Source organism: Glaciimonas sp. CA11.2 (assembly GCF_034314045.1).
Classification (GTDB): domain Bacteria; phylum Pseudomonadota; class Gammaproteobacteria; order Burkholderiales; family Burkholderiaceae_D; genus Glaciimonas.
Map to the genome: position 1 here is coordinate 748,985 of NZ_JAVIWL010000001.1, position 26,209 is coordinate 775,193.

Annotated in this window: 23 protein-coding genes; 1 reads left to right on the forward strand and 22 read right to left on the reverse strand. The window is 51.3% G+C overall.

The annotated features are described in order from the left end of the window. Positions 1-31: 31 nt before the first annotated feature. From RGU75_RS03190 to RGU75_RS03275, 18 genes are all read right to left on the reverse strand, one after another. Positions 32-1,267, reverse strand: a complete 1,236-nt coding sequence (locus tag RGU75_RS03190; RefSeq protein ID WP_322232933.1) for an ABC transporter substrate-binding protein — start codon at positions 1,265-1,267, stop codon at positions 32-34. A gap of 91 nt (positions 1,268-1,358) precedes the next feature. Continuing rightward, positions 1,359-2,312, reverse strand: a complete 954-nt coding sequence (locus RGU75_RS03195) for a glutathione S-transferase family protein (protein WP_322232935.1) — start codon at positions 2,310-2,312, stop codon at positions 1,359-1,361. Positions 2,313-2,392: 80 nt separating this feature from the next. Continuing rightward, the gene (locus tag RGU75_RS03200; protein ID WP_322232936.1) at positions 2,393-3,244 is read right to left on the reverse strand and encodes an SDR family oxidoreductase; all 852 of its coding nucleotides are present in this window, start codon (positions 3,242-3,244) and stop codon (positions 2,393-2,395) included. Between the two features lie 97 nt (positions 3,245-3,341). After that, positions 3,342-4,064, reverse strand: coding sequence for an ABC transporter ATP-binding protein (locus RGU75_RS03205; RefSeq protein ID WP_322232938.1), 723 nt, complete (start codon positions 4,062-4,064; stop codon positions 3,342-3,344). Continuing rightward, positions 4,058-5,917: a branched-chain amino acid ABC transporter ATP-binding protein/permease gene (locus RGU75_RS03210; protein WP_322232940.1), complete on the reverse strand. Its 1,860-nt coding sequence runs from the start codon at positions 5,915-5,917 to the stop codon at positions 4,058-4,060. Before RGU75_RS03210 ends, RGU75_RS03205 begins: the two co-directional genes overlap by 7 nt. Next, positions 5,917-6,837 carry a branched-chain amino acid ABC transporter permease gene (locus RGU75_RS03215; protein WP_322232942.1) on the reverse strand — a complete coding sequence of 307 codons (921 nt, stop codon included), beginning with the start codon at positions 6,835-6,837 and terminating at the stop codon, positions 5,917-5,919. The genes RGU75_RS03210 and RGU75_RS03215 overlap by 1 nt, the downstream gene beginning before the upstream one ends. Positions 6,838-6,879: 42 nt before the next feature. After that, entirely contained in the window at positions 6,880-8,076 is a 1,197-nt protein-coding gene (locus tag RGU75_RS03220) for an ABC transporter substrate-binding protein (RefSeq protein WP_322232944.1), read from the reverse strand. 121 nt (positions 8,077-8,197) lie between these two features. Then, complete coding sequence (locus RGU75_RS03225; RefSeq protein WP_322232946.1) at positions 8,198-9,865, reverse strand: NAD(P)/FAD-dependent oxidoreductase; 1,668 nt, start codon at positions 9,863-9,865, stop codon at positions 8,198-8,200. A gap of 161 nt (positions 9,866-10,026) precedes the next feature. Next, positions 10,027-11,058, reverse strand: coding sequence for an amidohydrolase family protein (locus tag RGU75_RS03230; RefSeq protein WP_322232948.1), 1,032 nt, complete (start codon positions 11,056-11,058; stop codon positions 10,027-10,029). A 107-nt stretch (positions 11,059-11,165) separates the two neighbouring features. Further along, positions 11,166-12,062 carry a TauD/TfdA family dioxygenase gene (locus RGU75_RS03235; protein WP_322232950.1) on the reverse strand — a complete coding sequence of 299 codons (897 nt, stop codon included), beginning with the start codon at positions 12,060-12,062 and terminating at the stop codon, positions 11,166-11,168. A 117-nt stretch (positions 12,063-12,179) separates the two neighbouring features. After that, positions 12,180-13,127 (reverse strand): cupin domain-containing protein, encoded by a 948-nt coding sequence (locus RGU75_RS03240; RefSeq protein WP_322232952.1) that lies wholly within the window; start codon positions 13,125-13,127, stop codon positions 12,180-12,182. 211 nt (positions 13,128-13,338) lie between these two features. Further along, positions 13,339-14,232, reverse strand: a complete 894-nt coding sequence (locus RGU75_RS03245; protein WP_322232954.1) for a LysR family transcriptional regulator — start codon at positions 14,230-14,232, stop codon at positions 13,339-13,341. Positions 14,233-14,320: 88 nt separating this feature from the next. Continuing rightward, positions 14,321-15,958, reverse strand: coding sequence for a class I adenylate-forming enzyme family protein (locus tag RGU75_RS03250; protein ID WP_322232956.1), 1,638 nt, complete (start codon positions 15,956-15,958; stop codon positions 14,321-14,323). Between the two features lie 619 nt (positions 15,959-16,577). Next, entirely contained in the window at positions 16,578-17,417 is an 840-nt protein-coding gene (locus tag RGU75_RS03255) for an AraC family transcriptional regulator (protein ID WP_322232958.1), read from the reverse strand. A gap of 275 nt (positions 17,418-17,692) precedes the next feature. After that, positions 17,693-19,246, reverse strand: a complete 1,554-nt coding sequence (locus RGU75_RS03260) for a tripartite tricarboxylate transporter permease (RefSeq protein WP_322232960.1) — start codon at positions 19,244-19,246, stop codon at positions 17,693-17,695. A 3-nt stretch (positions 19,247-19,249) separates the two neighbouring features. Next, positions 19,250-19,720 carry a tripartite tricarboxylate transporter TctB family protein gene (locus RGU75_RS03265; protein WP_322232962.1) on the reverse strand — a complete coding sequence of 157 codons (471 nt, stop codon included), beginning with the start codon at positions 19,718-19,720 and terminating at the stop codon, positions 19,250-19,252. Between the two features lie 682 nt (positions 19,721-20,402). Next, complete coding sequence (locus tag RGU75_RS03270) at positions 20,403-21,569, reverse strand: acyl-CoA dehydrogenase family protein (RefSeq protein ID WP_322232964.1); 1,167 nt, start codon at positions 21,567-21,569, stop codon at positions 20,403-20,405. 122 nt (positions 21,570-21,691) lie between these two features. Further along, the gene (locus RGU75_RS03275; RefSeq protein ID WP_322232966.1) at positions 21,692-22,456 is read right to left on the reverse strand and encodes a crotonase/enoyl-CoA hydratase family protein; all 765 of its coding nucleotides are present in this window, start codon (positions 22,454-22,456) and stop codon (positions 21,692-21,694) included. 279 nt (positions 22,457-22,735) lie between these two features. On the opposite strand from RGU75_RS03275, the gene RGU75_RS03280 reads away from it, so the two are divergent. Further along, on the forward strand, positions 22,736-23,842 hold the full coding sequence (locus RGU75_RS03280; RefSeq protein ID WP_322232968.1) for a CoA transferase: 1,107 nt from the start codon (positions 22,736-22,738) through the stop codon (positions 23,840-23,842). A gap of 160 nt (positions 23,843-24,002) precedes the next feature. Here RGU75_RS03280 and RGU75_RS03285 read toward each other — a convergent pair whose 3' ends face one another. From RGU75_RS03285 to RGU75_RS03300, 4 genes are all read right to left on the reverse strand, one after another. Then, positions 24,003-24,365 carry a DUF86 domain-containing protein gene (locus tag RGU75_RS03285; protein ID WP_322232970.1) on the reverse strand — a complete coding sequence of 121 codons (363 nt, stop codon included), beginning with the start codon at positions 24,363-24,365 and terminating at the stop codon, positions 24,003-24,005. Beyond that, on the reverse strand, positions 24,362-24,652 hold the full coding sequence (locus RGU75_RS03290; protein WP_322232972.1) for a nucleotidyltransferase family protein: 291 nt from the start codon (positions 24,650-24,652) through the stop codon (positions 24,362-24,364). The genes RGU75_RS03285 and RGU75_RS03290 overlap by 4 nt, the downstream gene beginning before the upstream one ends. Positions 24,653-25,011: 359 nt before the next feature. Continuing rightward, a complete protein-coding gene (locus RGU75_RS03295) occupies positions 25,012-25,800 on the reverse strand; it encodes a TetR/AcrR family transcriptional regulator (RefSeq protein ID WP_322232974.1) in 789 nt (262 codons plus the stop codon). Then, positions 25,797-26,207 (reverse strand): Zn-ribbon domain-containing OB-fold protein, encoded by a 411-nt coding sequence (locus RGU75_RS03300; RefSeq protein WP_322232976.1) that lies wholly within the window; start codon positions 26,205-26,207, stop codon positions 25,797-25,799. Before RGU75_RS03300 ends, RGU75_RS03295 begins: the two co-directional genes overlap by 4 nt. Positions 26,208-26,209: the final 2 nt, after the last annotated feature.

The window sequence follows — 26,209 nt, forward strand, 5'->3', positions numbered from 1 at the left end:
GGGCGGCATCCACGATAAACAATGCCTGATATTAGTTACGTGCCAGGGGTTTAAGTGTGGCGCCAGTTGGGGAGGCATTTTCTGGAAACACTGTCACCATCTTGCCGGCCTGCCACTGCGCTGTGACGGGAAGTGCGCGCACGTTTTGGAAATTTTTATCAAATTTGAGGCCATAACCGGTTGCGTACGTACCGTTCGGTTTATCCATTGCGGCAGCGGCGGCACGGACTTTTGCGACGTCCAGACTGTTAGCGGCGCGAATCGTATCGAACAGCATTTGCATACCGACATACGCAGTCATACTTTGCGATGCAATCGGGTCAGTTTTATATTTGGCGCGATATGCTGCAAGAAAACCTTTTGCACCAGGACCGTATTTTTCAGAAATATCGGTACGCGGATAGCTGACCACCAGCACGCCTTCAACAGATCCTGCGCCTAACGATTGCAAAGTCTCCGGGGTGTCACCCACGCCAACCAACATAATCGCGCCAGGCTTAAAGCCTTGATCACGTGCTGTACGCAACAATAAATTGCCATCCGGCACGTAACCTGTCTGGATCAGCACGTCTGGATTGGCTTGCTTGGCACGCAGGACCGTGTCGTTCAAGTCAATTGAACGCATTGAATGTGCGCCAACGCCGACGACCTTTGCGCCGAGGGCTTCCAATAAACGTTTCTGGGTCTGGGCAATCGACGTACCGTAGAGCGAGTCTTCATGCTCGATCCAGATCTTGACATCCTTCAGGTTCTTTTTAAGTGCAGGCGCTATCAATTCGCGCACTGCGGTCACCGACAGGAGTGCAAAATCGCCGCCATTAGGACTCATACGGATATAGTTTGGCAGGCCACGATCGGTTAGATTTTGTGCCAGTGCGCCGGTTTCCCAATACAGCTTGTTATAGCGTGATGCTGCATCGCTGGCCGCGTTGGAGACAGGGCTGGTGTAGGTGCCGACAAATAGGTCGACCTTATCTTTAGCGACCAATTGCTCAACGGTCGCAATGCCTTGTTGTGGTGTGGAAGCATCACCGCGCACGATATCGATCTTGCGTCCGAGAACACCACCGGCGGCGTTGGCCTGATCCACGGCGAGCTCATAACCGCGGGTAACCTCAACACCGTACAGTGCGAGTGGACCACTGAAAGGATTGATCGCACCAATTTTAATGGGATCTGCGGCCATTGCCAACTGTGGCAACAAGGTCGCGCCAACCAATAACGCGATACCAACAACCGGCTTTAATACAGATTTAAATGCACTCATACTTGTCTCCTGGTGAAAATGAATTATTTTTTTATACGATGTAAAGTAAACGCCGTCTTTCAGCAAACGCTTCAGGCGAGCAGGATAGCGACTACGTCAAACTAGTTACCCTATTGAGAACGTAACCAATTCTTGGAAAATGTACGTGCACAAATCCTGCACGTACGTCATGGCGGCGTAAGGTGAAATGGGACCGCGTCGCCGCGACCAGTTCGCCCTCCGTCGCTTCTGGCCCGAAACTCTCTGCCGTGATCGACACGCGGCTGCCAAGCGGAATACCATGCTCGTCTTGAAAAAAGTTGTCGGGTAAATGGCTACGACCCTGACCAATCGGCAGTGGCTCAGCGTTAGCGGCAATGGCAACCGCATCGGAAGAATCAATCTGCTGGATCTGTCCATGACCAAATGCCTGCATACGCTCCATCCATGAAAGTATTGCTGGCACGCTACGCAGCATTTCCTCTACCACTGGCGTGAATTGGCGACTAAACCACAATGAGTGATATACCGAAAAATCGGCGATGCATGGCGCCTGGCCTAGCAAATAGGGTTGGCCGCTTAGCATATCCGATACACGCTCCAGATAGTCTTTGCAGGCCGCGGCGGCATCGGGGCCGCGAAGTCTGAGCATCGGGCCTTTCATCGTTTCGCGGTCCAGGCTAAACAAGCTGGCCGTATCGGGTGGTGCGCCAGCAAACATATGTGCGGTATTTCTTGGTGGTGCCAGAACGCTCCAGAACAGCGTGGTATCTGCCCACTGCGCCAAAGTGCGCGCCACACCGTTGCCATGTGAAGGATATAAGGCCGGACTCGGTTGCACTTGCTCTAGCACTTCACAGATCAGCGCACTGTCACAATAAATATCAGCACCGATTTGCAGGAAAGGTGTTTTACGATAACCGCCGGTCAGCGCGACGACATCAGGTTTAGGCATGACGCCCGGAACAATGACCGACTTCCAGGCAAGTTTTTTATAACCTAATGCCAGGCGAATTTTCTCTGAAAATGGAGATATTAAAAAGTGATGCAGAATCAGGTCAGCCATGGTTTAAATCCCTCGGATTGTGCAATCCATTTAATTTAAAATATAAAGCATTAATACGGTAATGCGGCTAAGCGGCAATCCTAACGCTCGTAGCCAGCCCGTGGCACCAGACTCAGCAACATGCCGGTAAAGCCACCATCAATGGTCAACGCGTCCCCATTGATATAGGACGCGCGATCACTAGCCAAAAACAACACGGCGTCCGCCACATCCTCAGGCTTACCAATACGTCCTATTGGAATTGCTTTGCTGCGCTGCTCTAACACGCCAGGCTGGTCATACATCGCAGCAGACAACGGCGTCAAAATCATGCCCGGGTGTACCGCATTGCTGCGAATTCCTTGCGCCCCCCACTCCACCGCAAGCTGCTGCGACAACATGGTCACACCCGCTTTGGCGACACTGTATGCGCCACTAAAGGCCGTCGGATTACTTCCTGCAATTGAGGCAACATGCACCAATGCACCCTTACCTTTGGCGCGCATTTGCCGACCGAAAATTTGCGAGCAGAGAAAATAGCCGGTCAAGTTCACCGACAACAACAAATTCCATTCCTCGACAGGCAACGTATCAAGGCCGCCTGCGCGAATCAGGCCGGCGTTGTTAACCAATACATCGCAAGGACCAAAGGCGGCAAGAGAGAAATCGGCGGCCGCTTCAATACTGGCAGGATCAGCGACATTGCAATGGATCGCGATGGCCTGTCCACCCGCATCGATAATTTCTCTGACGGTTTCAGCGCTGCCTTCAGGATTGACATCGAGTACAACAACCCGCGCACCAGCTTTACCAAAAGCAGTGGCGATGCTACGCCCAATACCGCTACCAGCACCGGTTACTACGCAGACTTGCTGTGCGAGGCCGAATAGATCCTGACCAACGGTACTGCTTAAGCTGGCTGGGATTGGACTCACATCTGTTGCAATACTCATAGCCATTTCCTTTAAAGTTGTGACGTGCAATCTTGAGAACAATGCTGCTAAAGATAGTTATCGACGAAAATTCCTTCTATTATTCCGCTCTCGCCATTCAATGCATTCCAAGATAGGCGGCCCGCACATTTGGGTCATGCATCAGATCAGCGCCCTTACCGGATTGTGTGATGCTGCCGTTTTCCAGGACATATGCGTAATCGGCAATCCCAAGCGCCTGATTCGCCATTTGCTCGACGAGAAAAATAGTTAATCCTTCTTCTCGTAAAGCGCATATCGTCGCAAAAATTTCCTGAATCATGAGCGGTGCCAGGCCGAGCGAGGGCTCATCGAGCAACAGCAGTTTTGGCTCACTCATCAAAGCTCGGGTGATCGCCAGCATTTGCTGTTCGCCACCGGAAAGCGTACCCGCAGGCTGGTGTTGGCGGCTTCCAAGAATCGGAAATCGTTCGTACGCACGCAGGATGTCGCGCTCGATAGCAGCCGGATCGCGGCGTCTCAGATACGCTCCCAGTATCAGATTGTCGCGTACGCTCTGATCGGGAAAAATGCCACGGCCTTCCGGCGACAATGCAATTCCCAAGCCTGCACGGCGATGAGATGGCAAGCGCGTAATATCCCGTGCCATACCGCCATCCGTAAAACGGATTGATCCGCTGGTCGGTATTTCCCACCCTGCGATACTTTTCAGCAAAGAACTTTTACCAGCACCGTTGGCACCAATAATCGCCACCACCGTGCCTGCCGGAACTTCCAGCGAAATTTTGCGCAGCGCAGAAATCGGCCCGTAACAAACATCAATTTCGTCAAGTATTAGCATGTCGCTTCCTCGGCTTTCGCAGCGAGCGCGGTCTCATCAACTGGCGCGCCCAGATACGATGCGATGACCCGTGCGTCAGCGCGTACTGCAGCTGGCAAGCCTTCGGCAATTTTGCTACCGTGATCAAGCACAATGACGTGATCGGAAATTTTCATCACCAGATCCATGTGATGTTCAACCATGACGATGCTGATTCCAAGTTTGGCGATACTGACAATCAGATCCCCTAGTTCAGCACATTCCTGAGGATTTAACCCGGCGGCGGGTTCGTCAAGCAAGAGCAATAGCGGTTCGGTTGCGAGGGCACGCGCCAGTTCCACACGACGTTGCAGGCCATAAGCAAGACTACCGGCGGGCCGCAACGCCAATGACGTCAGACCAAAAAAATCCAGCACTGACGCGGTATGTTCGCGGGCTTGATGCTCCTCAGCGCGAGAGGACGGCAGTCCCAACAAGGCACTGAAGAAACCGTTTTGCATGCGACAATGACGGCCAATAAGGATATTTTCCTGGACCGACAGCGCGCCAAACAAACGCAGGTTTTGGAACGTGCGCGCAATGCCCTGCCGACAAATAGCATGGCTGCTAAGCTGACCGATATCTTTGCCAAGAAACGCGATTCTTCCCGAACTGGCTGGAATGACGCCGCTAAGCATGTTAATCATGGTGGTTTTGCCAGCGCCGTTAGGACCAATCAGCGCATGAATTTTTCCTGACCGCAGAGAAAACGATACATCCTGAACCGGATGAATGCCACCGAATGATTTGGCAAGATGGTGAACCTCCAGCAGTTCAGGCTTCGTTCCGCCCGCGTGTATTGCAGGAATCTCTTTTGCCAGTGCGGACAGTGCTGCGCGAGCGCCGCTCAATTCTGGCGACACTTCCGGCGCGGATGAGCGCGAGCGCACTAAGCGCGCACTTACCTTTTTGAGCAAACCAGCGACACCTTCAGGCATCACATACAGTGCAAACAGCAACAGCGCGCCATAGCCGAAATGCTGCACCGATGGCCAGCGAGCCAGATAAGCATCAATCAGCGTCAAAGTTATCGCGCCAATCAACGGTCCATACAGAGAACCGGCTCCGCCGAACAACACCAGCAATAAGATAAAAATCGACAGATTAAAACTGATGTAGTCGGAGTTAATATACTGGCCATGTTGGGCTACCAGCCCACCGGCAACCCCGCAGCACACCCCAGCTATGACAAACGCCAACACCTTGTAACGATACACATTAACGCCCGCACAAGCGGCGGCAATTTCATCAGCCTGAATCGCCAGCCAGGCTCTGCCAAAGCGTCCAGTTAACAGATTACGCAATAGTAAATACGTAATCACCCCAAACACCACCACCAGCCAGACCCACTGCAAGCCTGACAAGGGCGCGCCAGACAACGTCAGCGGTTTGACACCGTAAATCCCTTGCGCACCGCCAAAAACTTCGGTCCATCCTGCGACCAATTTCTCTACCACGATGCCAAAAGCCAGTGTCACCATCGCCAAATAAGGACCACGCACGCGCAGCGAAGGCCATGCGATTAACGCACCGCACAAGCCGGACAACACTGCGGCACCCAACAGCGCGCATACAGGATTCCAGTCGAAACGTGTACTCAAGATCGCTGTGCCATAAGCGCCAGCCGCAAACAATCCAGCCTGTCCTAGCGATTTTTGTCCCGCAAATCCAACCAGAACATTCATTCCGGCGGCACAGAGAAAATACACGCCCATCATAAACAGCAGGCCCAACTGATAGTCGTTGTCAGCCAACAAGCTAACGATAACAATCGCACCGACAACGGCAATGAGACCTAGCATCCCTTTGCGATCCATTTTGTGGTGCGCGCGCATCAGACTTTTTCCACCGGACGCAGACCCATCAGACCGTAAGGACGACATGCCAATACCACGATCACTAGCAGGAATACCACCACCTCACGCCATTGCGCCTGCCACAAATTGACCATCGATTCCACTACTCCCAGCGCGAAGCCACCCAGCACGCAGCCGCGTGGGTTCGACAATCCGCCGATGATGGCGGCAGAAAAGCCTTTGAGTGCAATGGCCAGACCGATAAATAGCGAAGCTGAGGTAATCGGCGCGATAAGGAATCCACCCAATCCGGCGAGACCGGAACTAAGCACGTAAGCGCCGATCATCATCGCCGATGCATTGATACCCATGGCCCCGGCGACGCGCGGATCATGCGCCACAGCACGCATCGCCTTACCAGTCATGGTGCTACGCATTACCCAATCGAATACAAGCATGATGCCGATACTCACGCCGAGCGTGAGTATTTCCTGCGGACGCACACCGATACCGAACAGGTGCAATACCTTGTCGCCCACCGGAGATGGAACAAATACTTGTGATGGTCCCCACAACGCGAGACCGCCGCTGGTCAGGATGATGCCGAAGCCGATGGTACTCATCACCCACGACATTCCGCCCTTGCCAGCAAACGGCCGTACCGCCAACAGATACAATAACAAGCCAGTACCACCGACGATGACCATCACTGCGATCGCCGCGAGAACCTGATGCCAGACGACGAGCGGGACGTCGGACAATGAGGCATTCATCGGTTTTCCGGTCAGAAACCAGAGCGCCGATAAACCGATAAAAGCGCCAAAGGAAATAAAATCGCCCTGAGCAAAGTTCAGCGTTTTGGTCGTGGTAAAGGTGATGCTGAAGCTCAATGCGAACAACGCATAAGCTCCGCCGACCGCAAGACCGCTGATAATCGCTTGAATCACTGTGATCAGCATGGCGAAATAAACCTTTCAGGAAAGTTAGCGTTGACGTCGATCTTATTTTTTATAATCGACAGTCATCAATGACTTGATCACTGGATCGGAGTAAGCCACTAATTTTCCGTCTTGCCATTTCACCCAGCGATAGTCCGAGGAGCTGAGCGCTTCGCGATTGGTTGCCGAGAATGGTTTGGCATAGGTCTTCATCACGCCATCGACATTGCCCTGCAAATTTTCCAGTGCGTTGCGCACCTTTGCACCGTCAGTACTATTGGCTTGCTTGATCGCCGCCGATAGCAGCAGAACCGCATCATAGGCATGACCGGCGATACCAAACGGGCTCGACGGCATCTTTGGCGCAATACGCTCAAACAGTTTTTGTTGGCGTGGGGTGCGGTCATCGGTCAGCGTTTGTAGGAAAGTTGGACGCATTGCGGCGCCGCCAGCTATCTCGTTAAAGGAAGGTTGCTGGATGCCCCACGACATCAGCGTCGTTGGCGTATAACCTATCTTTTCCATGCTACGCATCAGTTGGGCGGAAGGAACAGCCTGCGCCCACACGATCAAGGTGTCGACTCCCGCGGCTTTGCATTTATTTAATTGCGACGTCATGTCGGTATCCGCCACAGCAAATTTTTCGCTGCAACCGGGTACGATTTGATGTAACTGTCCGACTTCTTCAATATCCTTCAAGCCGCCCTGACCGAAACCCGTGGTCTCGACCATGTAGCCGATCTTTTTACTCGTCGGATTTTTGCTGGCGTAGGCCATTAGTGCTGCGATGGAATCACGGTCAACCATGGAGACGCGAAACATATAGTTATCCACCCCTTTGCTCATCGGAAAGGTAATCGCAGTCGCTGATCCAATCGCGCCAATAACGGGAATTTTCTTTTGATTGGCAATATGCTTCCAGGCCAACGCATTGCCTGAATTGGTCGGCCCGATCACGGCGACGACCTTCTCGGCGTCGATCAGTTCGGACATGTTTTGCATCGACTTTTGTGGCTGCGAAAGATCATCCCGCGTGACCAGACTCAGCTTGCGCCCTAAAACACCACCACTGGCATTGATGTCTTCGATTGCAGCTTGAATACCGAATACCGCGGCCTTCCCGCTAAGTGCCGATGGCGATGCCGACAGATCGCCGTTAAAGCCGATCTTAATGTCCTCGGCATGCACCGCTACAGTGTTTGCCGCGAACAATGCTGCCAGCGCCAATCCCTGTCGAATTTTTTTCTGTGTAATTGTCATATTGTGTCCCCTCCGGTTGGTTGCACCTGTGCCGTAGTTAATCTGCGGTCTACTGGTGTGCTGGGTGCTGCTGGGTCTTGCTGGTGTTGTCTGCTTCTAATTACTCTGATTGCTACAATATTTAAGAAAGAGTGCTTAGATGAAAGCCCTCATATCCGCGTTCTGCGACCTCATTACATTTTTTGCGGTAGGGCACCACACCGCCAACATACGGCATGAACACGCGTGGCTTGCCGGGTACGTTGGCACCGACGTACCATGAATTAGCTAGCGGAAACAAAGTCTTGTCGGCGACTTCGTTGACATGCGCCACCCACAGCTCTTCTGCCACGCGATCAGCCTCAATCGTTTTATGTCCATGTTCACCCATCCATGACAGACAATCGGCGATCCACTCAACATGCTGCTCGATGGCAAAAATCATATTCGACAGCACCGAAGGGCTGCCCGGGCCGGTAATGGTGAACAGGTTAGGAAAACCCGCCATCATCAAGCCCAAATAAGTGCGCGGGCCATTTTCCCATTTGCTGGCCAGGGTTTCCCCGGCACGACCAACGATATCGATCTTCGATAGTGCACCGGTCATGGCGTCATAGCCGGTTGCAAAGACAATGCTATCGAGCGGGTAATGTGTGTCCGTCGTCTGCAAGCCGCTAGCCGTAATGGAAGTGATCGGCGCGGCACGCAGATCGACCAATGTGACGCTATCGCGGTTATAGGTGCTGTAGTAGTTGGTGTCGACGCAAATCCGTTTAGCACCAATTGGGTAACCTTTTGGCGTCAGCAAATCGGCCACTTTAGGATCATCTACGATAGCGCCGATCTGGCTTCTGACGAATTCCGCAGCGCTATCGTTGGACCTGATATCAAGCATCAGGTCGTTGAACGAGTGCATAAAATTGACACCACCCGCTTGCCAACGGCGTGAATATTCGACCTGTTGTTCAGCGCTGCTAACCTCGTGCGCTTTATGCGGACTTTTTTCGTACAAGGTTCCGGAGCTGGTGTCCTCACGGGCCTGCTGACGCAAACCGGCGTAGTTATCCTTCCATTTCCGCTGAGCCGCGTCTGTCATAGGAACATTGCGCGCTGGCACGCTGAAGTTCGGCGTGCGCTGAAATGCAAACAATTGCGCCGCCTGTTGCGCGATGACAGGAATACACTGAATTCCCGAAGATCCGGTACCGATTACGCCGACGCGCTGGCCACAAAAATCGACAGGCTCGTGCGGCCAGTTACCGGTGTGATAGACATTTCCTTCGAAGGCATCGATACCAACAATATCCGGCATGCGGGTCGACGACAGGCAACCGGTTGCCATGATGCAGAAACGTGCAAAAATGTGCTCACCATGCTCGGTACTGACATCCCATAAACCTTGTTCTTCGTTGTAATGTGCAGCGCTAACGCTGGTCTGGAATGTAATATCCTTGCGCAAATCGAAACGCTCAGCGACATGCGACGCATAAGCCAATATTTCAGGCTGCGCTGCGAATCGTTCAGTCCATTCATACTCCTGCTGCAACTCTTCGGAAAACGAGTAGGAATACTGCATGCTCTCGACATCACAACGCGCACCGGGATAGCGGTTCCAATACCAAACGCCACCGACGTCATCGCCTTTTTCAAATGCACGCACCTTCAATCCCAATGCGCGCAAACGGTGCAGCATGTACAAGCCGCCGAAGCCTGCACCAATCACAACGGCATCCACCACTTCGCCACTGGCACTGGACAAAGGAGTAGTTTTCGCCTGCGCGTTACTAAACGGTTCGACAGCATCTGGCATTATGTCTCCTCAGCCCTACGGCCCTAATATTTATTTTTATAGTATTGACTTACCCCAAAATGCCCCAGCGGCGTTGTGCTCTCCTTGCCGTAGTAGCGCACTGTCTCCGTCGGCACGCCTTCCTGGGACAATTTTGGGTAAGTCCTAATCATCAAAGCAACTTAACGTCCCAACCGATAAAAGTTGCTCGCCGTATCGTGGAACAATGACGCTTTTTCCGTTGCTGATGCACCGGAGGCTATGCGCTTGAATGCGTTCCATAGAACGGGATAGCTACACATACCTTTATCGACCGGAAAATTACTTTCAAACATGCAGCGATCTGCACCGAAGTGTTCGATACAAGCTTCGATGTACGGGCGCCATGCAGTCGACAACTCGCCGGACGATGGTGGAATCGGTTCTTTATGAAATTCAAATCCGATGACCGCCATTGCCAAACCACCCAACTTGACGTGCACATTAGGACACGTCGCTAACGTTTTCATTGAAGCTAACCAGTGCGTAAATACGGTGTCACGTTTACCAACATAGGGACCCACACCAAGTGGACCGCCGGTATGATTCAACACAATCGGGGTCTCGGGAAAAGCCCGCGCCAATGCCGTCAGTTCATCAATTTGCGTGTGATAAAGCCACGCATCAAACGTCATATTAAACGCCTGCAAACGACCAAAACCGGTACGGAATGTCGGGTCAGAAAATAGGTGCTCTTGTGGACGCCCCAACAAACTGGCGGAAAATGCCTCATGCCGTGCCGAGATATGGCGGATACCGCGGAAGCGGCCATGGCCTGCGTCGATGTGTGCCGCTAACAAGGCATCAACTTTGTCTCCCAAAAGCAAATTGCCAGCACCGACAATACCGGCGCAAATGCGGGTTTTTTCATCGCGGCGTTCGCACTCTTCAGCAACTGCCGTGACGAATGTCGTTTCTCCAACCGAACGCAATTCTTCCGGTCCATCGGTACGATATGCATATCCACACTGAGAAAAAACAGTCGCTACAACGTTGTGACCGGAATTGGTATCAGCTAAAATTTCGTCAAGGAAATAGCCGCCTTCGCGCTCCCACAAATGATGGTGCGGATCGATGATCGGCAAATCCGGTTCGATGATTTCTTCCTGCAAACGGAGCAACCAGGCTGGATCAAGTGAAATGTGCTGTAAAACCGGAATGGACGTATTTGACATGGGAAAGCTTTCAGTTAGCGTTAAAAACAAGCACGATTTGCCATCTTCAGTCCAGAGCCGCACATAAACCAATACGCTTGAATCTTGACTGAAATATCTACCGCGATTTAGGCCGCAACCACCGCTGCTTCGCCCACGATTGTGGTGCGATGCATGACGCGACGTTCGTCAGCGTCGAACTTGGTCACCTGATGCATGGTGCAACGGTTGTCCCACAACACGACATCGTCGGTTTCCCAACGATGCGAGTAAACAAATTGCGGCTGGCCCGAGAACGCGGTCAGTTCGGCAATCAGTTTGCGTCCTTCTTCAGAAGACATGCCTTCGACTTCCTCGTTATAGATCGGGCTGATGTAAAGCGATTTACGGCCAGTTCCTGGGTGAATCCGCACCAGTGGTTGCCATACCGGTGGCATCGCAGCGCGCTCTTCGTCTGTCAGTGGACGCAAGGAATTCTGTTTTTGCAAAAATTCAAAGTCATGCAAAGCGCGACGGCCTTCAATGGCCTTCTTCAGTGATTCTGGCAGCGCTTCATAGACCGCATACATATTGGTGAATTGGGTTTCGCCTCCACTACGGCTGACTTCGATCCCGTGCAGCAGAGATCCGGTGCAGGGTATCGCACGGTAGCTACTGTCGGTGTGCCAAAATTGCGCCAATGACACCTGACGCGCTGTTGGGTGCGACAGTGGCATCAATACATTATTTTCATCAACGTTGGAGACACGGAAAATTTCGCGTACGCTTTTTGAGCGAATGATGTCCTGGTGAAATATTTCGGGCTCACCGAAATTGCGCGTAAATTCAACATGTTCCTGATCAGTAATATGCTGATTCGGAAAAACTAACACCAGATGATCCATCCAGATATCGTTCAACAGACGCATGGTTTCCTGATCCAGCTTCTGACGCATATCGACACCAAGTACTTCGGCGCCAAGCGTGGTGCCCAACGGGCGTACCGTAAGTGACGCGTTGGACGTATTTTTGACGTAAGACGACATAAAGATATCTCCAGATCCACAAAAGGAATGTTTAGTTTTAGGTGTAATTTAGGTGTAGCAAAAGGCGGCACAAACGTGCCGCCATGGTGGACTGCTGCCGCGCTCAAAGGAGGCCAATCAGTCGGCGAAAGAAAAGCCCATCGCCCGGGTGTAATAGTAGATGCCGCCATCCTGGATAATCAGGAACATGGCGCGCTTGTCACCCTCGTTGTGATGCGAGTGAACTGACACCGCTGGCGTCACGGTCGTGGCCCATTGCGACCAATCCTTACGCTTGCCATCGACAATCGAATAGCAGCCTTCGCCCTGAATAATCAGTGCCATCGCCATCGCATTGTGTCGATGCGGACGCTGTGCATCGCCAGGCTGAAGAGAGTTCATCGCCACGGTCAGCGTTGGCAACACATTGCGAATTGCCAGTTGCGACGTAGACGATAAAATCAACGCAGAGCCGGGAATGTCTTTGCCACGCCCTACCGCGTATAACAGATCGATTTGTTTAGTAATTTCATCGGCGGGATAGTGAACGACGCAGGTTGGAGATTTGCCTTGCTCAGGCGCGCGCAGATGCTCGAACGCGAGTTGCGGTTCGTTCGTGACGATCCACAATACGGCATCGGTGCCGTGCGCGTGATAACGATGCACGCCGCCACCGGGAAGCACGAACACATCGCCAGTGCTCCAGTCGATTTGCTCGGATTCGCAATCGGTCGTGCCGGTGCCCGTGATGACATAGACGATGATTCCGCTGGCAATAAATTCGGTGCTTAAGGTCTCACCTGCTTTGATCTTGGCGTAACGCGCCAACGACAAAGGTGTCGTTGCCGGAACCGCGCTTTCCAGCTGCGCCGAGACGTCACAAGCGATCAGGCCAGTTGGCGTGTCGGGATGCAAAGCCTTTGCTGGCTCATCAATAAAGCTTTGATCAGGTACCGCGGGCAGTTTGACGTCAAAGGCGTTACCAGTATTGAAATACCGGGCCGATGCTTGTGCCTTAGTTTTCGGTGCAGCCGCTAGCTGAACGGGTAAATCCGCAATTGTCGTAGGACGCGTTGCTTCAGTCATGGTGATCTCCTAGTGTTCTGTTGCCGTTGGTCCTCCCTCGCGGGTAAGCGCCAAACGATCTTTATGTGTATTACGTTACGCCGCTCACCCCGCAGGGTCAAACGAGAAATTCTTGTCGATACCGATCACTGCAAACACCACTTAACAACATTGTTGCGTGGCTTTAGGACACCTTTCCACTGAGTCTATGCACTACACCTATTCACTGCACCTATTCAAGCACCGACGGCAATCGGCACACCTCAGTCACAATAGCTGCAAAATCCGCAATAGCCGGATCGAGACTATCAACACGGGTAGCCACGAAAAAGGTAATGGAAGGGATCGGTGGCTGCGTTTTCAACACACATAACGTCCCGTTCTCAACATCATCCTTGATCAACTCTTGCGGCATCATGCAGATGCATACGCCGCCGCGCGCGACATACAACATGGTCGACATATTATTGCAAAAACTGATCGAACCCGGCATCACACCGTCATCCGCGAACCAGCTTTGCATCTGGGAAAATAAGCGCGCTTCCCGACTGAGCGAAATGATCGGCAATGCAGCGATCTCGCGCGGACTCACCACTTTCAAGTCGCCTATCAGAGCGGGAGCACCGACCCATACCACCTTCATTGCACCAATTGGCATCGCATTGATCTCGGGCGCATGGATCGGCCCACCGACAATGGCAACATCGATTGCCCCACGCCCCAGTTTCTGCAACAAACTTGCGTTCAAATCGATATCGACCTCAACCGCCAGCCCGGGATAACGCAACTTCAATGCATTGATCATCGCCACCAATGAACGTGCGGCGATCACTTCCCCAAGACCAATCTTAACCACGCCGCTGGTGATCTCCGGTTTGCCAGCAGCAAGCCGTAACTGAGACGCATCGATCACCACTTTTTCGGCATGAACCAAAAGCTCACGCCCTTTTAGCGTTAGCTGAACATGCCGCCCGATACGATCAAACAAGACTACGTCCAACTCCATTTCGAGTTCTCGGATGCGTGAAGATACACTCGCCTGAGATGTGTACAGACGCTCGGCCGCGGCACTGAAAGTGCCGAGCCGGGAAATCCAGCAAAAGGTCTCAAGCTGCTGAATATTCATTGTGTTCTTCTTACCTCCACATTTAGTCTGTTGGTTCGTAAGTGGGCTAGTCGGTGGTTGCTTACATCTTTCCTTGGCCAATTACCCCTTATTTACTGGGAGCAATCAACGCAGTCGCCATCGCCTTCAACTCCCTGCGCAAGACCTTGCCGGTCGCAGTGACTGGCAGCGCCTCACAAATTTCGATACGATTAGGTACTTTGTAACTGGAAGCAATTGCACGGCAATGGGCCTGCAATTCTTCACAACTCACTTCCATACCCGGCACTGGCACAATAAAAGCCACAATCATTTCGCCGCGGTCGGCGTCCGGTGCACCGGTTACGCCAGCCAGCGCAACAGCGCCGTGCTGCTGCAATAACTCTTCAATTTCGGCGGGCGCGACGTTGATGCCTGCACGCTTAATCATTTCGGTATTCCGACCAACAAATTGCAAACAACCATCGACGGTCAATTGCCCCAGATCACCCGTTGGAAAATAGCCATCCGATGTAAAGGCCGAGTCGTTTAGTTCGATGCTAGTGCCGGTATATCCCGGCGTTACATTGCCGAATACCTCAATCATGCCGACTTTACCTTGCGGCATTTGCTCGCCAGTATCCGCGTCAACAATACGTACCGTCACACCAGGCAGCGGCTGTCCCTGCATTTGTTTGCGTTGCTCCAGCGGCCAATGATGCCAGGTGACGCAACAGTTTCCGTAGCTTTCAGTTTGTCCGTAGACGTTACAGATTTCGTGCGCGCCGAGGATTTCGGCGGCATTGACGACATCCTGCGCGCTGCCGATCGTGAGGCCGGTGCGCAGACTACGCGTGCGGTCCTGATGAAATGACGGATGCGTGACAATACTTGTCGTCATTGCTGGCAAGGTATAGATCGCCGTACAAGCATGCCGCTCGATCAATTCGATAGCGCCAGCCGGTTCAAAGCGCGTCTGCAATACCAGCGCGGCGCCGTGCGTGAAGGTGGCGCACATCGCATTTGCTGATCCATACGACCAAAACAACGGCAATGCCAGCAGCACTTTGTCGTAAGGAGAATACCCTTGCCGTTCACCGATGTTGAAGGCGTTTTCAAGCATGGCGCACTGCGTCAATCGCACTGCTTTCGGATAAGAAGTTGAGCCTGATGTGTAAAGAATCATCGCATCATCGCCGTTATGACCACCGGCACCTGGCGCCTGAGATTCATCGAGCGGCGGATGGCGGCTGACGAAAGCCTCATAATCGATCGCGCCAATCAGTGGCAGGCCACCGGAACCACTGCCGCCAATGGCAACAACGGCATCCATCTTTGGATAGCGCGCCGAACGCCATTGACCAGACACGACGATGCCCAACTCAGGTATCAATGCGATCAGGTCAGCGGCATAATCCTGTTCCCCAAACTGTTCCAGAGTGAACAATACTTTGACTTCTGAGTCTGCCAGTAAAAAATCGAGTTCCGCACGTTTCGACCAGGTACTGAAAGGCACGGCGACTGCACCAATAGCCGCCGAAGCGATACACACTTCGATCCATTCCGGACGGTTATTGACCAAAATGCCGATACGATCACCGCGACCTACGCCAGCAGCACGCATTCCCGCGGCGACGCGGCGAATTCGTAGTTCCAGCTCGGGATAAGTAACACGCTGATCTCCTGCAATGATGGCAGGCCGATCAGTATACCGCTCAGCCATTTCACACACAAGGTCAAATAAATTTCTACTGTAAGGTGCACGCATAGTTCGCTCAAGTCTTTTCAATGGTTATAACAACTGCGAGTACCTATAAAGTATTTCGCAAGGGAATATAAAAAATGACTAAGCAAAATCATGCAACCAGCGTCAAGCGCCAGGCAGATTCCGAGCGGCAGATAATGCGGTGATGTCGTGCATTCACGCTGATAGTCGTTACGCCCGATTACGTAAAACCGGTCGTTACAGCTATCAATATCTTGTGTTAATTATTCGCGCAAACTTTCACATCGCTGCGTTGATCAAAAGGCTCTCGGAAGAGTGTTGATAAACGCTTTTTTCTGTCTCCGGTCGTATCAGCATATTGCTGTCGACTCTTTGTCATTTTTTTATACCCAACAGTAGAGCGCCCACGTATTGCAGTCAAACGAGAAAATCTTGTAGATATTTATTAGGATTTACGAAAAATCGCCCCAGCGGCGTTGTGCTCTCCTTGCCGCCAACGTGGCCCGGTACTAGCGTACTGCCTGCGTCGGCACGCCTTGCTGGGACGGTTTTTCGTAAATCCTAATGATGCAACTGGTTTGCAACCCCTCCGCCGCAGACAAGATGCTTGGGCGGCAAAGAAAGCACAACGCCGCTGGGGCGATTTTGCGTAAGTCCTTTTCTAAGTAGCGTTGGGGGGCGGGATAGCCTGTCCATACATGTTGATTTTGTGGCAGTTCTTAAATAACAGTGTTGGCGTCATGCCAAAAACCTGACGCACTGAATGGCTAAAATGGGTAGAGTCCGGATAGCCGGTATTGAGTGCCAGATAAACCAGATTAGTCGAATCCATCAAGCGATAAAGCAAACTACGTCCCCGTTTCCATGACCGAAAACTACGGAAAGGCACACCCACAGTCTCCCTGAACAAATGCAAAAACCGCGATACCGAAAGTCCTGCATCACGCGCACTATCGATTGCCGATGCCTGACCGCAAGGATTAAGTTTAATAGAGGCAACTAACGATGCAATCCGTGATTCGAAAGTACGCGGACGCGTCAGCAGTTGTCCGAAAAAAAACATATCAAAGTCTTCAGTCTGCGGATCGATAATATCTCCCAGACTGTTAATTTTTGCATACGCCTCACGCATCTGCCGCACCACTGCGTCGTCGTTTCGTTGACCGGAAACTGCTTTCAAATAACTCGGCAGAAGACTCACATCAACTGTTTCTGGTTCTATATGTATCACCGCGACCAGACGGTTATCACATTCAATTCGGTGCGGCGTATAGGCTTGCACAATCGCGAGGTCGGTGCTTAACCAATCACCTCCGTCGATACTAATCCGTATTGGCTCAGCCAGCGATACATACATAATAATGCTGCCCATCACGCGGGTAGTGCGCTGACCGATCAATCCAGCATAAAACACCCTGTCAGAATTAATCCATATGTGACGTTGGCGCTGCGGACGTTTGCCTGCGTCTGTGTTAACTGGTAATGCATCATTTTGTTTCATTGCAATATCCACCAATATTGAGTATCGGGCGCTAGGCCCCGCATGTTGCAATTACTTTGTTATGTCGCCCTTGCCCCATGAAATGGTGGAAGGCAAACCTGATGTCACGCTATTAATGTTCCGGTAACAGCCAGTTCTAATTCAAAGGGCGCAATGCGGTAGGGCGAACCAAAATATCCGATAAGCTGCATGCGGTATCAACACCCCATGCAGCAGACCCTTCGCAATCCAAGACTATTTGTTCTGCAACAACCGGGACAGAAGTCCCGGCGCTATCAACCTTCCTCTACCACCGGAATCACTGGATGCAATACAGATTGCAATTTCGCCGATTTTTTTCGATGCGTGGCACGAATCGCAAAATACACCTGAATCAGGATCAGGAAAGCACACACTCCCAAGAACGCACCACTAATTGGCCGCTGCACGAACACCATCATGTCACCACGAGAAAGCAACAAGGCACGACGGAAGTTTTCCTCTACCATGGGTCCAAGCACATAGCCGAGCAAGATCGGCGCGACTGAAAAATCCAGAGCAACGAAGATAGCCCCGATCAGACCGAATACCAGCACCTCACCAATTTCAAACAGACTATTGTTGGTACTGTAGACGCCTACCGCGATAAAGAATAAGGCGGCTGGATACAGATAGCGATAAGGCACCTGAAGCAGTTTTACCCAAATACCGATGAGTGGCACATTCAATATAACGAGTAATACGTTACCGATCCAGAAGCTAGCGATAAGACCCCAGAAAAGGTCAGCATGTTCAGTGATCAGTTGCGGTCCAGGCTGGATTCCCTGAATCAGTAATGCGCCCAAAATAAGCGCCATCACGGCATCGCCTGGAATACCGAGACTCATCGTCGGAATAAAATCAACCTGGGTTTTTGAGTGTGAAGCAGCTTCCGGGCTGGCGACACCTTCAATTGCACCATGACCGAAACGTTCAGGTGTTTTGGATATTTTGCGCTCAAATGCATACGCAATAAATGTCGTGATAGTCGGTCCGGTTCCGGGCATTGCACCGAATAAAGTTCCAATCAAGGTGCCTCGCACCATCGGAAAGAATGACTGTTTCAGCTCAGCCTTGCTAGGCCGCATATCGCGCAAGCGCATTTTGACGCCTTTAGCAACAACCTCCATGCGGTTCACGCTGCGCAAAAATTCAGTCACACCAAATAAACCCAGTGCCAAAGCAACCAACTCAACTTTGTCGGAAAGTTCGATCAAGCCCATAGTAAAGCGGGCGGTTCCAGTGTTCACATCGGTTCCGACTAATCCGATCATCAAGCCGACCAGCGTCATCGCCACCCCTTTTAAGGGTGATCCTTTTGACATGGTGCCACCGCAAATCAGACCCAGCAACATGATCGAAAATATTTCCGTTGGGCCAAACTTGAAGGCGACACTCACCAACAAAGGCGATGCAAAAATCATCACAACAATACCAAATGATGCGGCAAAAAATGATGAAATCATGGTAATGCCGAGCGCGGTTCCTCCCTTGCCCTGTTTGGTTAGCGGATAACCGTCAAGACAGGTAACAGCATGCGGAGGATGACAAGGCAGGTTAAGTAAAATCGCACCAATTGCGCCGCCATATTGCGAGCCGTAAAAAATGCCGGCAAGCATTAATATTGCAGGAATCGGATGTAAAGAATAAGTCAACGGTAGCAGCATGGAGATCGCCGAAAGCGCACCCATGCCAGGCAATACACCGATCAGATTACCAATTAATACACCAACAAACGACCACATCAGATTGTGTGGCTGAAGCGCAACGCCGAAGCCTTGCCACAAATCCATTAAAGACTGTCCGATCATGACTCAACCCCACTGAAACAAAGGAAACTGCATTTTAAGCGCCCACCAAAACACGACTACGCACACTGCCACCATTGCTAACGATAATAGGCATGCGCTCTTCAGTGAATTTTTCCGATCTCCCATTGCGGAGATGAAAACAATCGCAAACGTCGCTGGCAACAATCCACCATAGCGACCCAGGACCACAAAAGCGACGATGGAAAGAGCGATGCAGATCCAGCCACGCCATTCGGGCCGCAAATGTTTTTCTTCCTCTGCCGAAACGCCACTTTTAGCGGTAAGCGCAATTGCTGCACCTACCAGCATCAGCATCGTTCCCAGCGCCACGGGAAAAAATCCTGGTCCCATTTTGCTTAACGTGCCAATGTTATATGTGCGCCCCTGTACCACAGCGCCCAAACCCAACAACATCATCAAACCGCCGCCGTAATAATCTTTATTATATTTATTGATTAAATTGCGCATTGTCATCCTCCTATTGCTACATTAAATTTTTATTTCTTGCGCGACTTATCGAACCGATATCCGTCAAACCTGCACTTTCCGACGAAAAGTTCATTGTCTTAAGAGCACTCTAAAAACCGCAATGAACACGCTTGCCACCCACAACCAAGGTCGACTGAAAAGCAAGGCCGCACAGCTGTGCGGTGAGCGTCGACAATGCAAGATTGATTCGCGTAATGCGTTTTAGAGATCACTCTAAGCTTGCGCTGGTATTTTTATGGGCGAAGACTGCCTTCTGCCTGACTCCAACTAGCTTAATTTATTATTCTACTATTTGGTATTGTAATGTACTTTTAGGTACAAATTAAAACTTTAGAATATGACGTATTGCTGCAACAGACTGCAGTGCAGATAAGTCAACGAACATTCCTTTTTAGGAATGTAGCAACCCTCAAGCCTTAACTTTAAGGTGCCTTTCGATGCACCGCCTAGGGATGAAAAAAGCTCGGAGCCGCCTTGATGCAGATAAATCAAGGTCGGATAGAAGCGAGGGTAAATGGGAAGGTCTTATTGCAAGAGCTTCCTTTGAGCAAATGTTAGCGAGATAAAATTAGAAAAATGTGTAGCAATTTCTATACATTTTTCCTCAACGATTACTTAGTCTTTTCAGTTTTTTTAAAACTAACTAACCAGCCAACGTAAATTGACGCTATGCAGCAACCGGTTTTCGGACCTTTGGCAGTATTGCATTACCAATGATTTGCTTCATTACCTCGGCAGTACCACCACCCAAACGGCACATACGGGCATCGGCAAACGCACGTGCGATTGGGTATTCCCACATGTAGCCCCAACCACCGAAGAACTGCAAGCACTGATCCATTACCTTACCTTGCAGTTCAGTAGTCACCAATTTCGCAACTGCAGCATCGGTCGAGTCCAGCTCGCCCTTCAGATGCAACTCGATACAACGGTCAACAAATACCCGTTGCGCTAATACTTCAGCATGCAATTCAGCCAACTTGAATCGCGTATTCTGGAAGTCCCCAAGCGTCTGGCCGAACATCTGGCGCTCGGTGACGTACGCTTTGGTCCATTCCAATGCCGCTTCAGAACTCGACACGCCACGGATTGCCTGAACCAGACGCTCTTGCGCAAGTTGTGTCATCAGCAGTACAAATCCCCCGCCTTCATCACCAAGCAAGTTGCTCACAGGCACACGCACATCGGCGAAAAATAACTCGGATGTATCTTGTGCTTTGCAGCCTAACTTTTCAAGCTTGCGCCCACGTGTAAAGCCCGGCGAATTGGTCTCAACCAAAATCAGACTGACGCCCTTGCCGCGCGCCTTTGGATCGGTCTTACAAGCCAATACCAATAGATCGGCGCTATGACCGTTAGTGATAAAAACCTTCTGTCCATTGATCACGTATTCGTCACCGTCACGCAACGCCTGCGTGCGCATGGCCTGCACGTCGCTACCGCCAGATGGCTCGCTCATGCCTAGCGCTACTACCACTTCGCCGGTCGCCATTTTCGGCAACCACTTTTGTTTCTGTTCTTCCGTACCGAAATCCACCAGATACGGAGCGATGATGTCTGATTGCAGATAAAAAGTCGGGCCAGTTGCGCCTACACGGGCCATTTCCTCTATCAGGATCGCACTGTGTAAAAAATCGCCGCCCATGCCGCCGTATTCTTCTGGAACATTGCAACAGAGCAAACCTAACTCACCCGCCTTAAGCCACAGTTCACGCGGCACTTGACCGGCTTTTTCCCAGTCGGCATGAAAAGGGACGATATGTTCAGCGATAAAGCGCCGCACGGTGTCGCGGAAGAGTTCGTAATCGGCTGTAAAAATGGTACGTGGAATCATGGCACACTCAAGGTTATAGGTTTGCGGCGCACGCCCAAGAGTAGACTGTCGCCATGGTATGTAGACTTAGGTTTGAATTATTATCGTTGAAGTCTTATTTTTAACTTAGCTACTAACAGCGTTCAAGTACCTGTCCACTTAGGCGCGCGCTTTTCGGCGAACGCCAATGCGCCTTCACGTGCATCGTTGGAGCGCAACACCGGGCCGGTAATAGCATCCTGGCGTGCAAACATCTCGTTAATTGGCCAATCACGCTGTTCAACAATCACGCGCTTACTTGCCGCGACTGACATCGGCGCGTTCGCCAGAATCAGACGCGCCAGACGCTTGGCTTCGGCCAGCGCACCACCAGGTTCCACCAATGCATTGATCAGTCCATAACGTTCTAGCCGCTCGGCAGATATCATTTCGCCGGTAAGCGCGATTTCCATCGCAATACGCTGCGGGATCAAGCGCGGCAAACGCAACAATCCTCCCGCCGCGGCAGCCAGTCCGCGCTTGACTTCGGACAGGCCAAACATTGCCGTGCGCGATGCCACCAAAAGATCGCAAGCTAACGCCGATTCGAATCCACCAGCCAACGCATAACCTTCAACAGCAGCAATCACAGGCTTAACCGGAGGCGTCACGGTCATACCCAGGATGCCTCTTCCCTCAACCCGCGTGACTTCACCGCGTGCAAATGCCTTGAGATCCATCCCAGAGCAGAAATGACCACCCGCGCCAGTGAGAATGGCCAAATGCAAGTCATCGCGCCGATCCATCTCATCCATTGCCTCACACACGCCGAAAGAAACCGCACGATTGGCTGCATTTCTCGCCTGTGGTCGGTTGATTGTGATGATCACCAGACCATCTTCATGTTCGACCAATACTTCATCTGCCATGGGTTACATCCTTCATTGTGCGTTCGGTACTACCGATAATTTCTATGCCTCCAGTGCGAGGGGCTCCGGCCAGCATTGCTCATAATACTAAACGGTACTATTCAATACGGTCAAGTATATACTTTACGGCATGATCAGTCGATTTCAAAAAACCACGCATTTCTGATGTTTATGCGTTTCGGCCAACAATTCGTTAATCAGAATCACACATACTATTTAGTATTTGTTTTATACTCTTCGGTATTGAAGCATCAACTATCGCTTATTAGGCAACCTCTTATGGCAGCACTTCCATTAGCCGGCATTCGCATCCTTAGTCTGGCCGAACAATATCCCGGCCCCTTCGCGACGATGCTATTAGCTGACCTCGGCGCGGATGTGATTCTGATTGAACGACCAGATGGCGGTGATCCGTCACGTCGCTTCCCCGGGCTATTCTCCTCACTGAATCGCAACAAACGCTCAGTGACGCTGGATCTTAAATCTTCGTCAGGCAAAGAACAGTTCTTGCAACTGGTCGATACGGCCGACGTCGTCATCGAGGGATTTCGCCCTGGTGTCATGGCACGCTTAAAGTTGGACGCTGACACATTGCGCACGCGCAAACCCTCGCTCGTATTTACCTCGATTTCGTCGTTTGGCCAAAATGGCCCGATGGCAGGCGTCGCCGGACATGACATCAGCATCCAGGGTTCGGTCGGCATGCTGGACGTACCGCAAGGCCAGGAGGCTAACGCCACGCTACCCGTGTTGCCACTGGCCGACATCTCTTCGGCGATGTTCGCTGCATTAGGTGTTGTGACCGCACTGTTCGCACGATCCCAGTCCGGCAAAGGCGCCCAAATCGATGTCTCCATGTTCGATTCATTAGTCTGCTGGATGACGCCGTTTTTGGTCCCTGTGATGAACCAGCAACCGATCCGCCCGCTGCCCCCCGAAGATCCGGGTTATGGATTGTTTGGCACTGCCGACGGACGCCAGATCACGTTGAGTATTGCAGGCGAAGATCACATGTGGCGGGCGCTTTGCGAGTTGATCGGGCTCGACGAATTTGCGGGTCTGCCGGAGCTAGAACGGAATGCACGCAACCAGGAAATCGATCCACATTTGCGCAATGCAATTGCTGGCCGCAGTTTCGACTGGCTATGTCAAAACCTGGAAGCGGAACGTATCGCTTTCGGTCCGGTGTTAAAGGCAGAAGACGTGGTACAAGATGCCCATGTCAACGCACGCCGCATGGTGGTTGAAATAGAAGGGCAGTATAAAAATGCGCAGAAAAAAGAACGTTTCATTCGGCAACCACTGATTTTAGACGGACAAATCGGCACCATCGCCCGTCCTGCTCCGGGGCTAGGTCAGCATAATAGCGAAATATTAGGGGGATAAAAGTGGGCGCAATATCGGGGAGGATATTGCGCGATTGCAAGCAGACCGAATAAACAGAATAGTAGTCCTGGATTGTCGTCAACAATCCTTGCAGAACATTCATTAGTTTAATAACTTCTATTCAACTGCCGGGTTAAAGTTAGGGACATGTAAGCGCCTGTCACTTTATCTTTATCAGAGCCTGCTCAATTTGGGCCAGGAGTAAATACAAATTACGATGTATCGTATTCCATACTATTTCAAAATCGACTTTGTGATAGCCATGCGCCAAGGCATTGCGCATTTCGTAGGCAAATCCCCAGGGAATTTCACTGTGCTGAGCCGCGAATTCTGGATGCTTCTTTATAATGTTTTTACAAGCCTCTCCAACGATTTCAAAATTACGAACAACCGCATCCTGAGTTTTCTCATCGTCAAGAAATTGCATTTCTGTCATGCCGGTTTTATACCATTCGATACGCTGAATTGCTTCAATAATGTGGCCTAAGTATTCAGCCACACGTGGTTGATCAGTCCTGCTCATACGGGAATTGCCTCCGCAAGCACTTGGGCCCTGAAGCTTTCCGGCAGCGCTTTGGGTGTAAGGACATCAACTGCAATGCCTAGTAACTGGCGCAGTTCGTAACGAATCGCACCGATATCCATCATCGTGGTTTCACTGGTAGGATCAACCAGTAAATCGAGGTCACTCCCTTCTTCATCCTCGCCGTGTAAAACAGAACCAAACACACGCGGATTGGCCGTATGAAATCTACTTGTGATTTCGCGTACGGCAATACGGTTCTGCTCAAGAGCAGTAGAAGGCTTCATCTTGATCTTTCAAGGGGGAATGATGTTCCACGTTAATACTAAAAAATATACTTATAAAAATGCTTATATTAGCTAGATGCACGTGGAAAAACACCAATATAGCCCATTCTGATTGCCAACTATTTATTTGGCTAATAAATTTGGCTGGCTAAGTAGACTATTTTTTGGCCTTGACGGAGAAATCTTTAACGGATTTTAAGTGAAACTCTTCCAGCAACGGGTTTATGAACCCTTTCGCTGAAGGTAGTTTGCTGGCGCGATAAGGAAGTTAGTCTCGTTAGAGCAATATACGTAAAGTCAATCACGGAAGGAGCCCTAAAAGCTGATGTTGAAATAATATGCGGCTCGCAACCGAAAACTCAAGCAGTTTCCACCGCAGCACGCGCGCGTTTGCGGCGATTTGACTTGGCCTGGATCATGGCTAATACCAAATCAGACACGTGCTCGGCGGTTTCAACCTGTTTCAGGCGGCCGTGAGGTCTGAACCATACGCATGACCAGCTGACGATGCCGCCGACTGCCAACGACGTAATTCTGACATCCGGTACGGTGAATTCGCCGGTGGCGATGCCGTCCTCCAGCAATGCACACAATTTACGATCAAACTCGCGTCGCATCTCTTCAATGACTTCGCTATCCATCTTTGACAAATGCTTTTGCTCGCGCATGTAGATGGCAATTGCCTCCTGATTTTCCAGGACTGCCAGCGTAAAGTCATGCACCAGCGAGCGTACTTTTTCGGTCGGCGAATGTCCGGTGGCAACGATCTGATTCAATACTTCTAACGATGCACGAATACCGCGTGAGCATATTTCTGCCAATAAATCGTTCTTCGATTTGAAGTGCGAATAAATGAATGGCTTGGTGACGTTGATTTTCTCGGCGACTGCTTCAAGCGTGGTGTTGTTGAACCCGCTGTGATAGAACAGCTCAACCGCGACCGAGATGATACGTTCACGTTTGAGTCTGGAAACTGCGTCGCGAATATCTTCTATCTCGGTGGGTGCATGACGCGTGGTATTGCGTGATGAGATGCCCTGTACGCTACGATCAACTTTGCAGGGAGTGGCCATTTTTGCCGCCACGGTTCCCCGCATCTTGACGATATCGACTGGATCTTTACTCTTATGCTCGGCGTTATTTTTCACTTTAATGGGTCTGGACTTGACTCAAAAATCAGATCAGCCGTTTCATCCCGCGGTACAAATCGGCCTTGTACCAACTGCCCGATGACAGGCGTACCGCTCTGCCAAAGCCCCAGCGCACGGACACCGGCGTCCAAATCCACCGTTACCAACGTGTACGGCAGTTCGGCCGCGAAAGCAGGGTGAAATGCATGGTGCGCAACGGTCCAGCTATGTACTCTGCCGGCACCGCTGGCGGCCTTCCATTCCACCGCATCTGAATAACATGCATCGCACAACAGGCGCGGATAATGACGGGCTTTGCCGCATGCGGCGCAATGCTGAATCACCAGGCGACCTTCTACAGCGGCCTCCCAGTAAGGTCGTGACAGTTCGTTAAATTGTGGAATCGGTTTGGTTGGAACGGTCATTT

Bases quoted from the DNA above. Each gene is read 5' to 3' on its own strand.
- RGU75_RS03245 (WP_322232954.1), bottom strand. From the start codon at position 14,232: ATGAATATTCAGCAGCTTGAGACCTTTTGCTGGATTTCCCGGCTCGGC.
- RGU75_RS03290 (WP_322232972.1), bottom strand. From the start codon at position 24,652: ATGAAGCCTTCTACTGCTCTTGAGCAGAACCGTATTGCCGTACGCGAA.
- RGU75_RS03285 (WP_322232970.1), bottom strand. From the start codon at position 24,365: ATGAGCAGGACTGATCAACCACGTGTGGCTGAATACTTAGGCCACATT.
- RGU75_RS03190 (WP_322232933.1), bottom strand. From the start codon at position 1,267: ATGAGTGCATTTAAATCTGTATTAAAGCCGGTTGTTGGTATCGCGTTA.
- RGU75_RS03220 (WP_322232944.1), bottom strand. From the start codon at position 8,076: ATGACAATTACACAGAAAAAAATTCGACAGGGATTGGCGCTGGCAGCA.
- RGU75_RS03200 (WP_322232936.1), bottom strand. From the start codon at position 3,244: ATGAGTATTGCAACAGATGTGAGTCCAATCCCAGCCAGCTTAAGCAGT.
- RGU75_RS03270 (WP_322232964.1), bottom strand. From the start codon at position 21,569: ATGATTCCACGTACCATTTTTACAGCCGATTACGAACTCTTCCGCGAC.
- RGU75_RS03195 (WP_322232935.1), bottom strand. From the start codon at position 2,312: ATGGCTGACCTGATTCTGCATCACTTTTTAATATCTCCATTTTCAGAG.
- RGU75_RS03205 (WP_322232938.1), bottom strand. From the start codon at position 4,064: ATGCTAATACTTGACGAAATTGATGTTTGTTACGGGCCGATTTCTGCG.
- RGU75_RS03265 (WP_322232962.1), bottom strand. From the start codon at position 19,720: ATGACAATGCGCAATTTAATCAATAAATATAATAAAGATTATTACGGC.
- RGU75_RS03225 (WP_322232946.1), bottom strand. From the start codon at position 9,865: ATGCCAGATGCTGTCGAACCGTTTAGTAACGCGCAGGCGAAAACTACT.
- RGU75_RS03215 (WP_322232942.1), bottom strand. From the start codon at position 6,837: ATGCTGATCACAGTGATTCAAGCGATTATCAGCGGTCTTGCGGTCGGC.
- RGU75_RS03260 (WP_322232960.1), bottom strand. From the start codon at position 19,246: ATGATCGGACAGTCTTTAATGGATTTGTGGCAAGGCTTCGGCGTTGCG.
- RGU75_RS03280 (WP_322232968.1), top strand. From the start codon at position 22,736: ATGGCAGCACTTCCATTAGCCGGCATTCGCATCCTTAGTCTGGCCGAA.
- RGU75_RS03230 (WP_322232948.1), bottom strand. From the start codon at position 11,058: ATGTCAAATACGTCCATTCCGGTTTTACAGCACATTTCACTTGATCCA.
- RGU75_RS03300 (WP_322232976.1), bottom strand. From the start codon at position 26,207: ATGACCGTTCCAACCAAACCGATTCCACAATTTAACGAACTGTCACGA.
- RGU75_RS03255 (WP_322232958.1), bottom strand. From the start codon at position 17,417: ATGAAACAAAATGATGCATTACCAGTTAACACAGACGCAGGCAAACGT.
- RGU75_RS03240 (WP_322232952.1), bottom strand. From the start codon at position 13,127: ATGACTGAAGCAACGCGTCCTACGACAATTGCGGATTTACCCGTTCAG.
- RGU75_RS03235 (WP_322232950.1), bottom strand. From the start codon at position 12,062: ATGTCGTCTTACGTCAAAAATACGTCCAACGCGTCACTTACGGTACGC.
- RGU75_RS03210 (WP_322232940.1), bottom strand. From the start codon at position 5,917: ATGCGCGCGCACCACAAAATGGATCGCAAAGGGATGCTAGGTCTCATT.
- RGU75_RS03275 (WP_322232966.1), bottom strand. From the start codon at position 22,456: ATGGCAGATGAAGTATTGGTCGAACATGAAGATGGTCTGGTGATCATC.
- RGU75_RS03250 (WP_322232956.1), bottom strand. From the start codon at position 15,958: ATGCGTGCACCTTACAGTAGAAATTTATTTGACCTTGTGTGTGAAATG.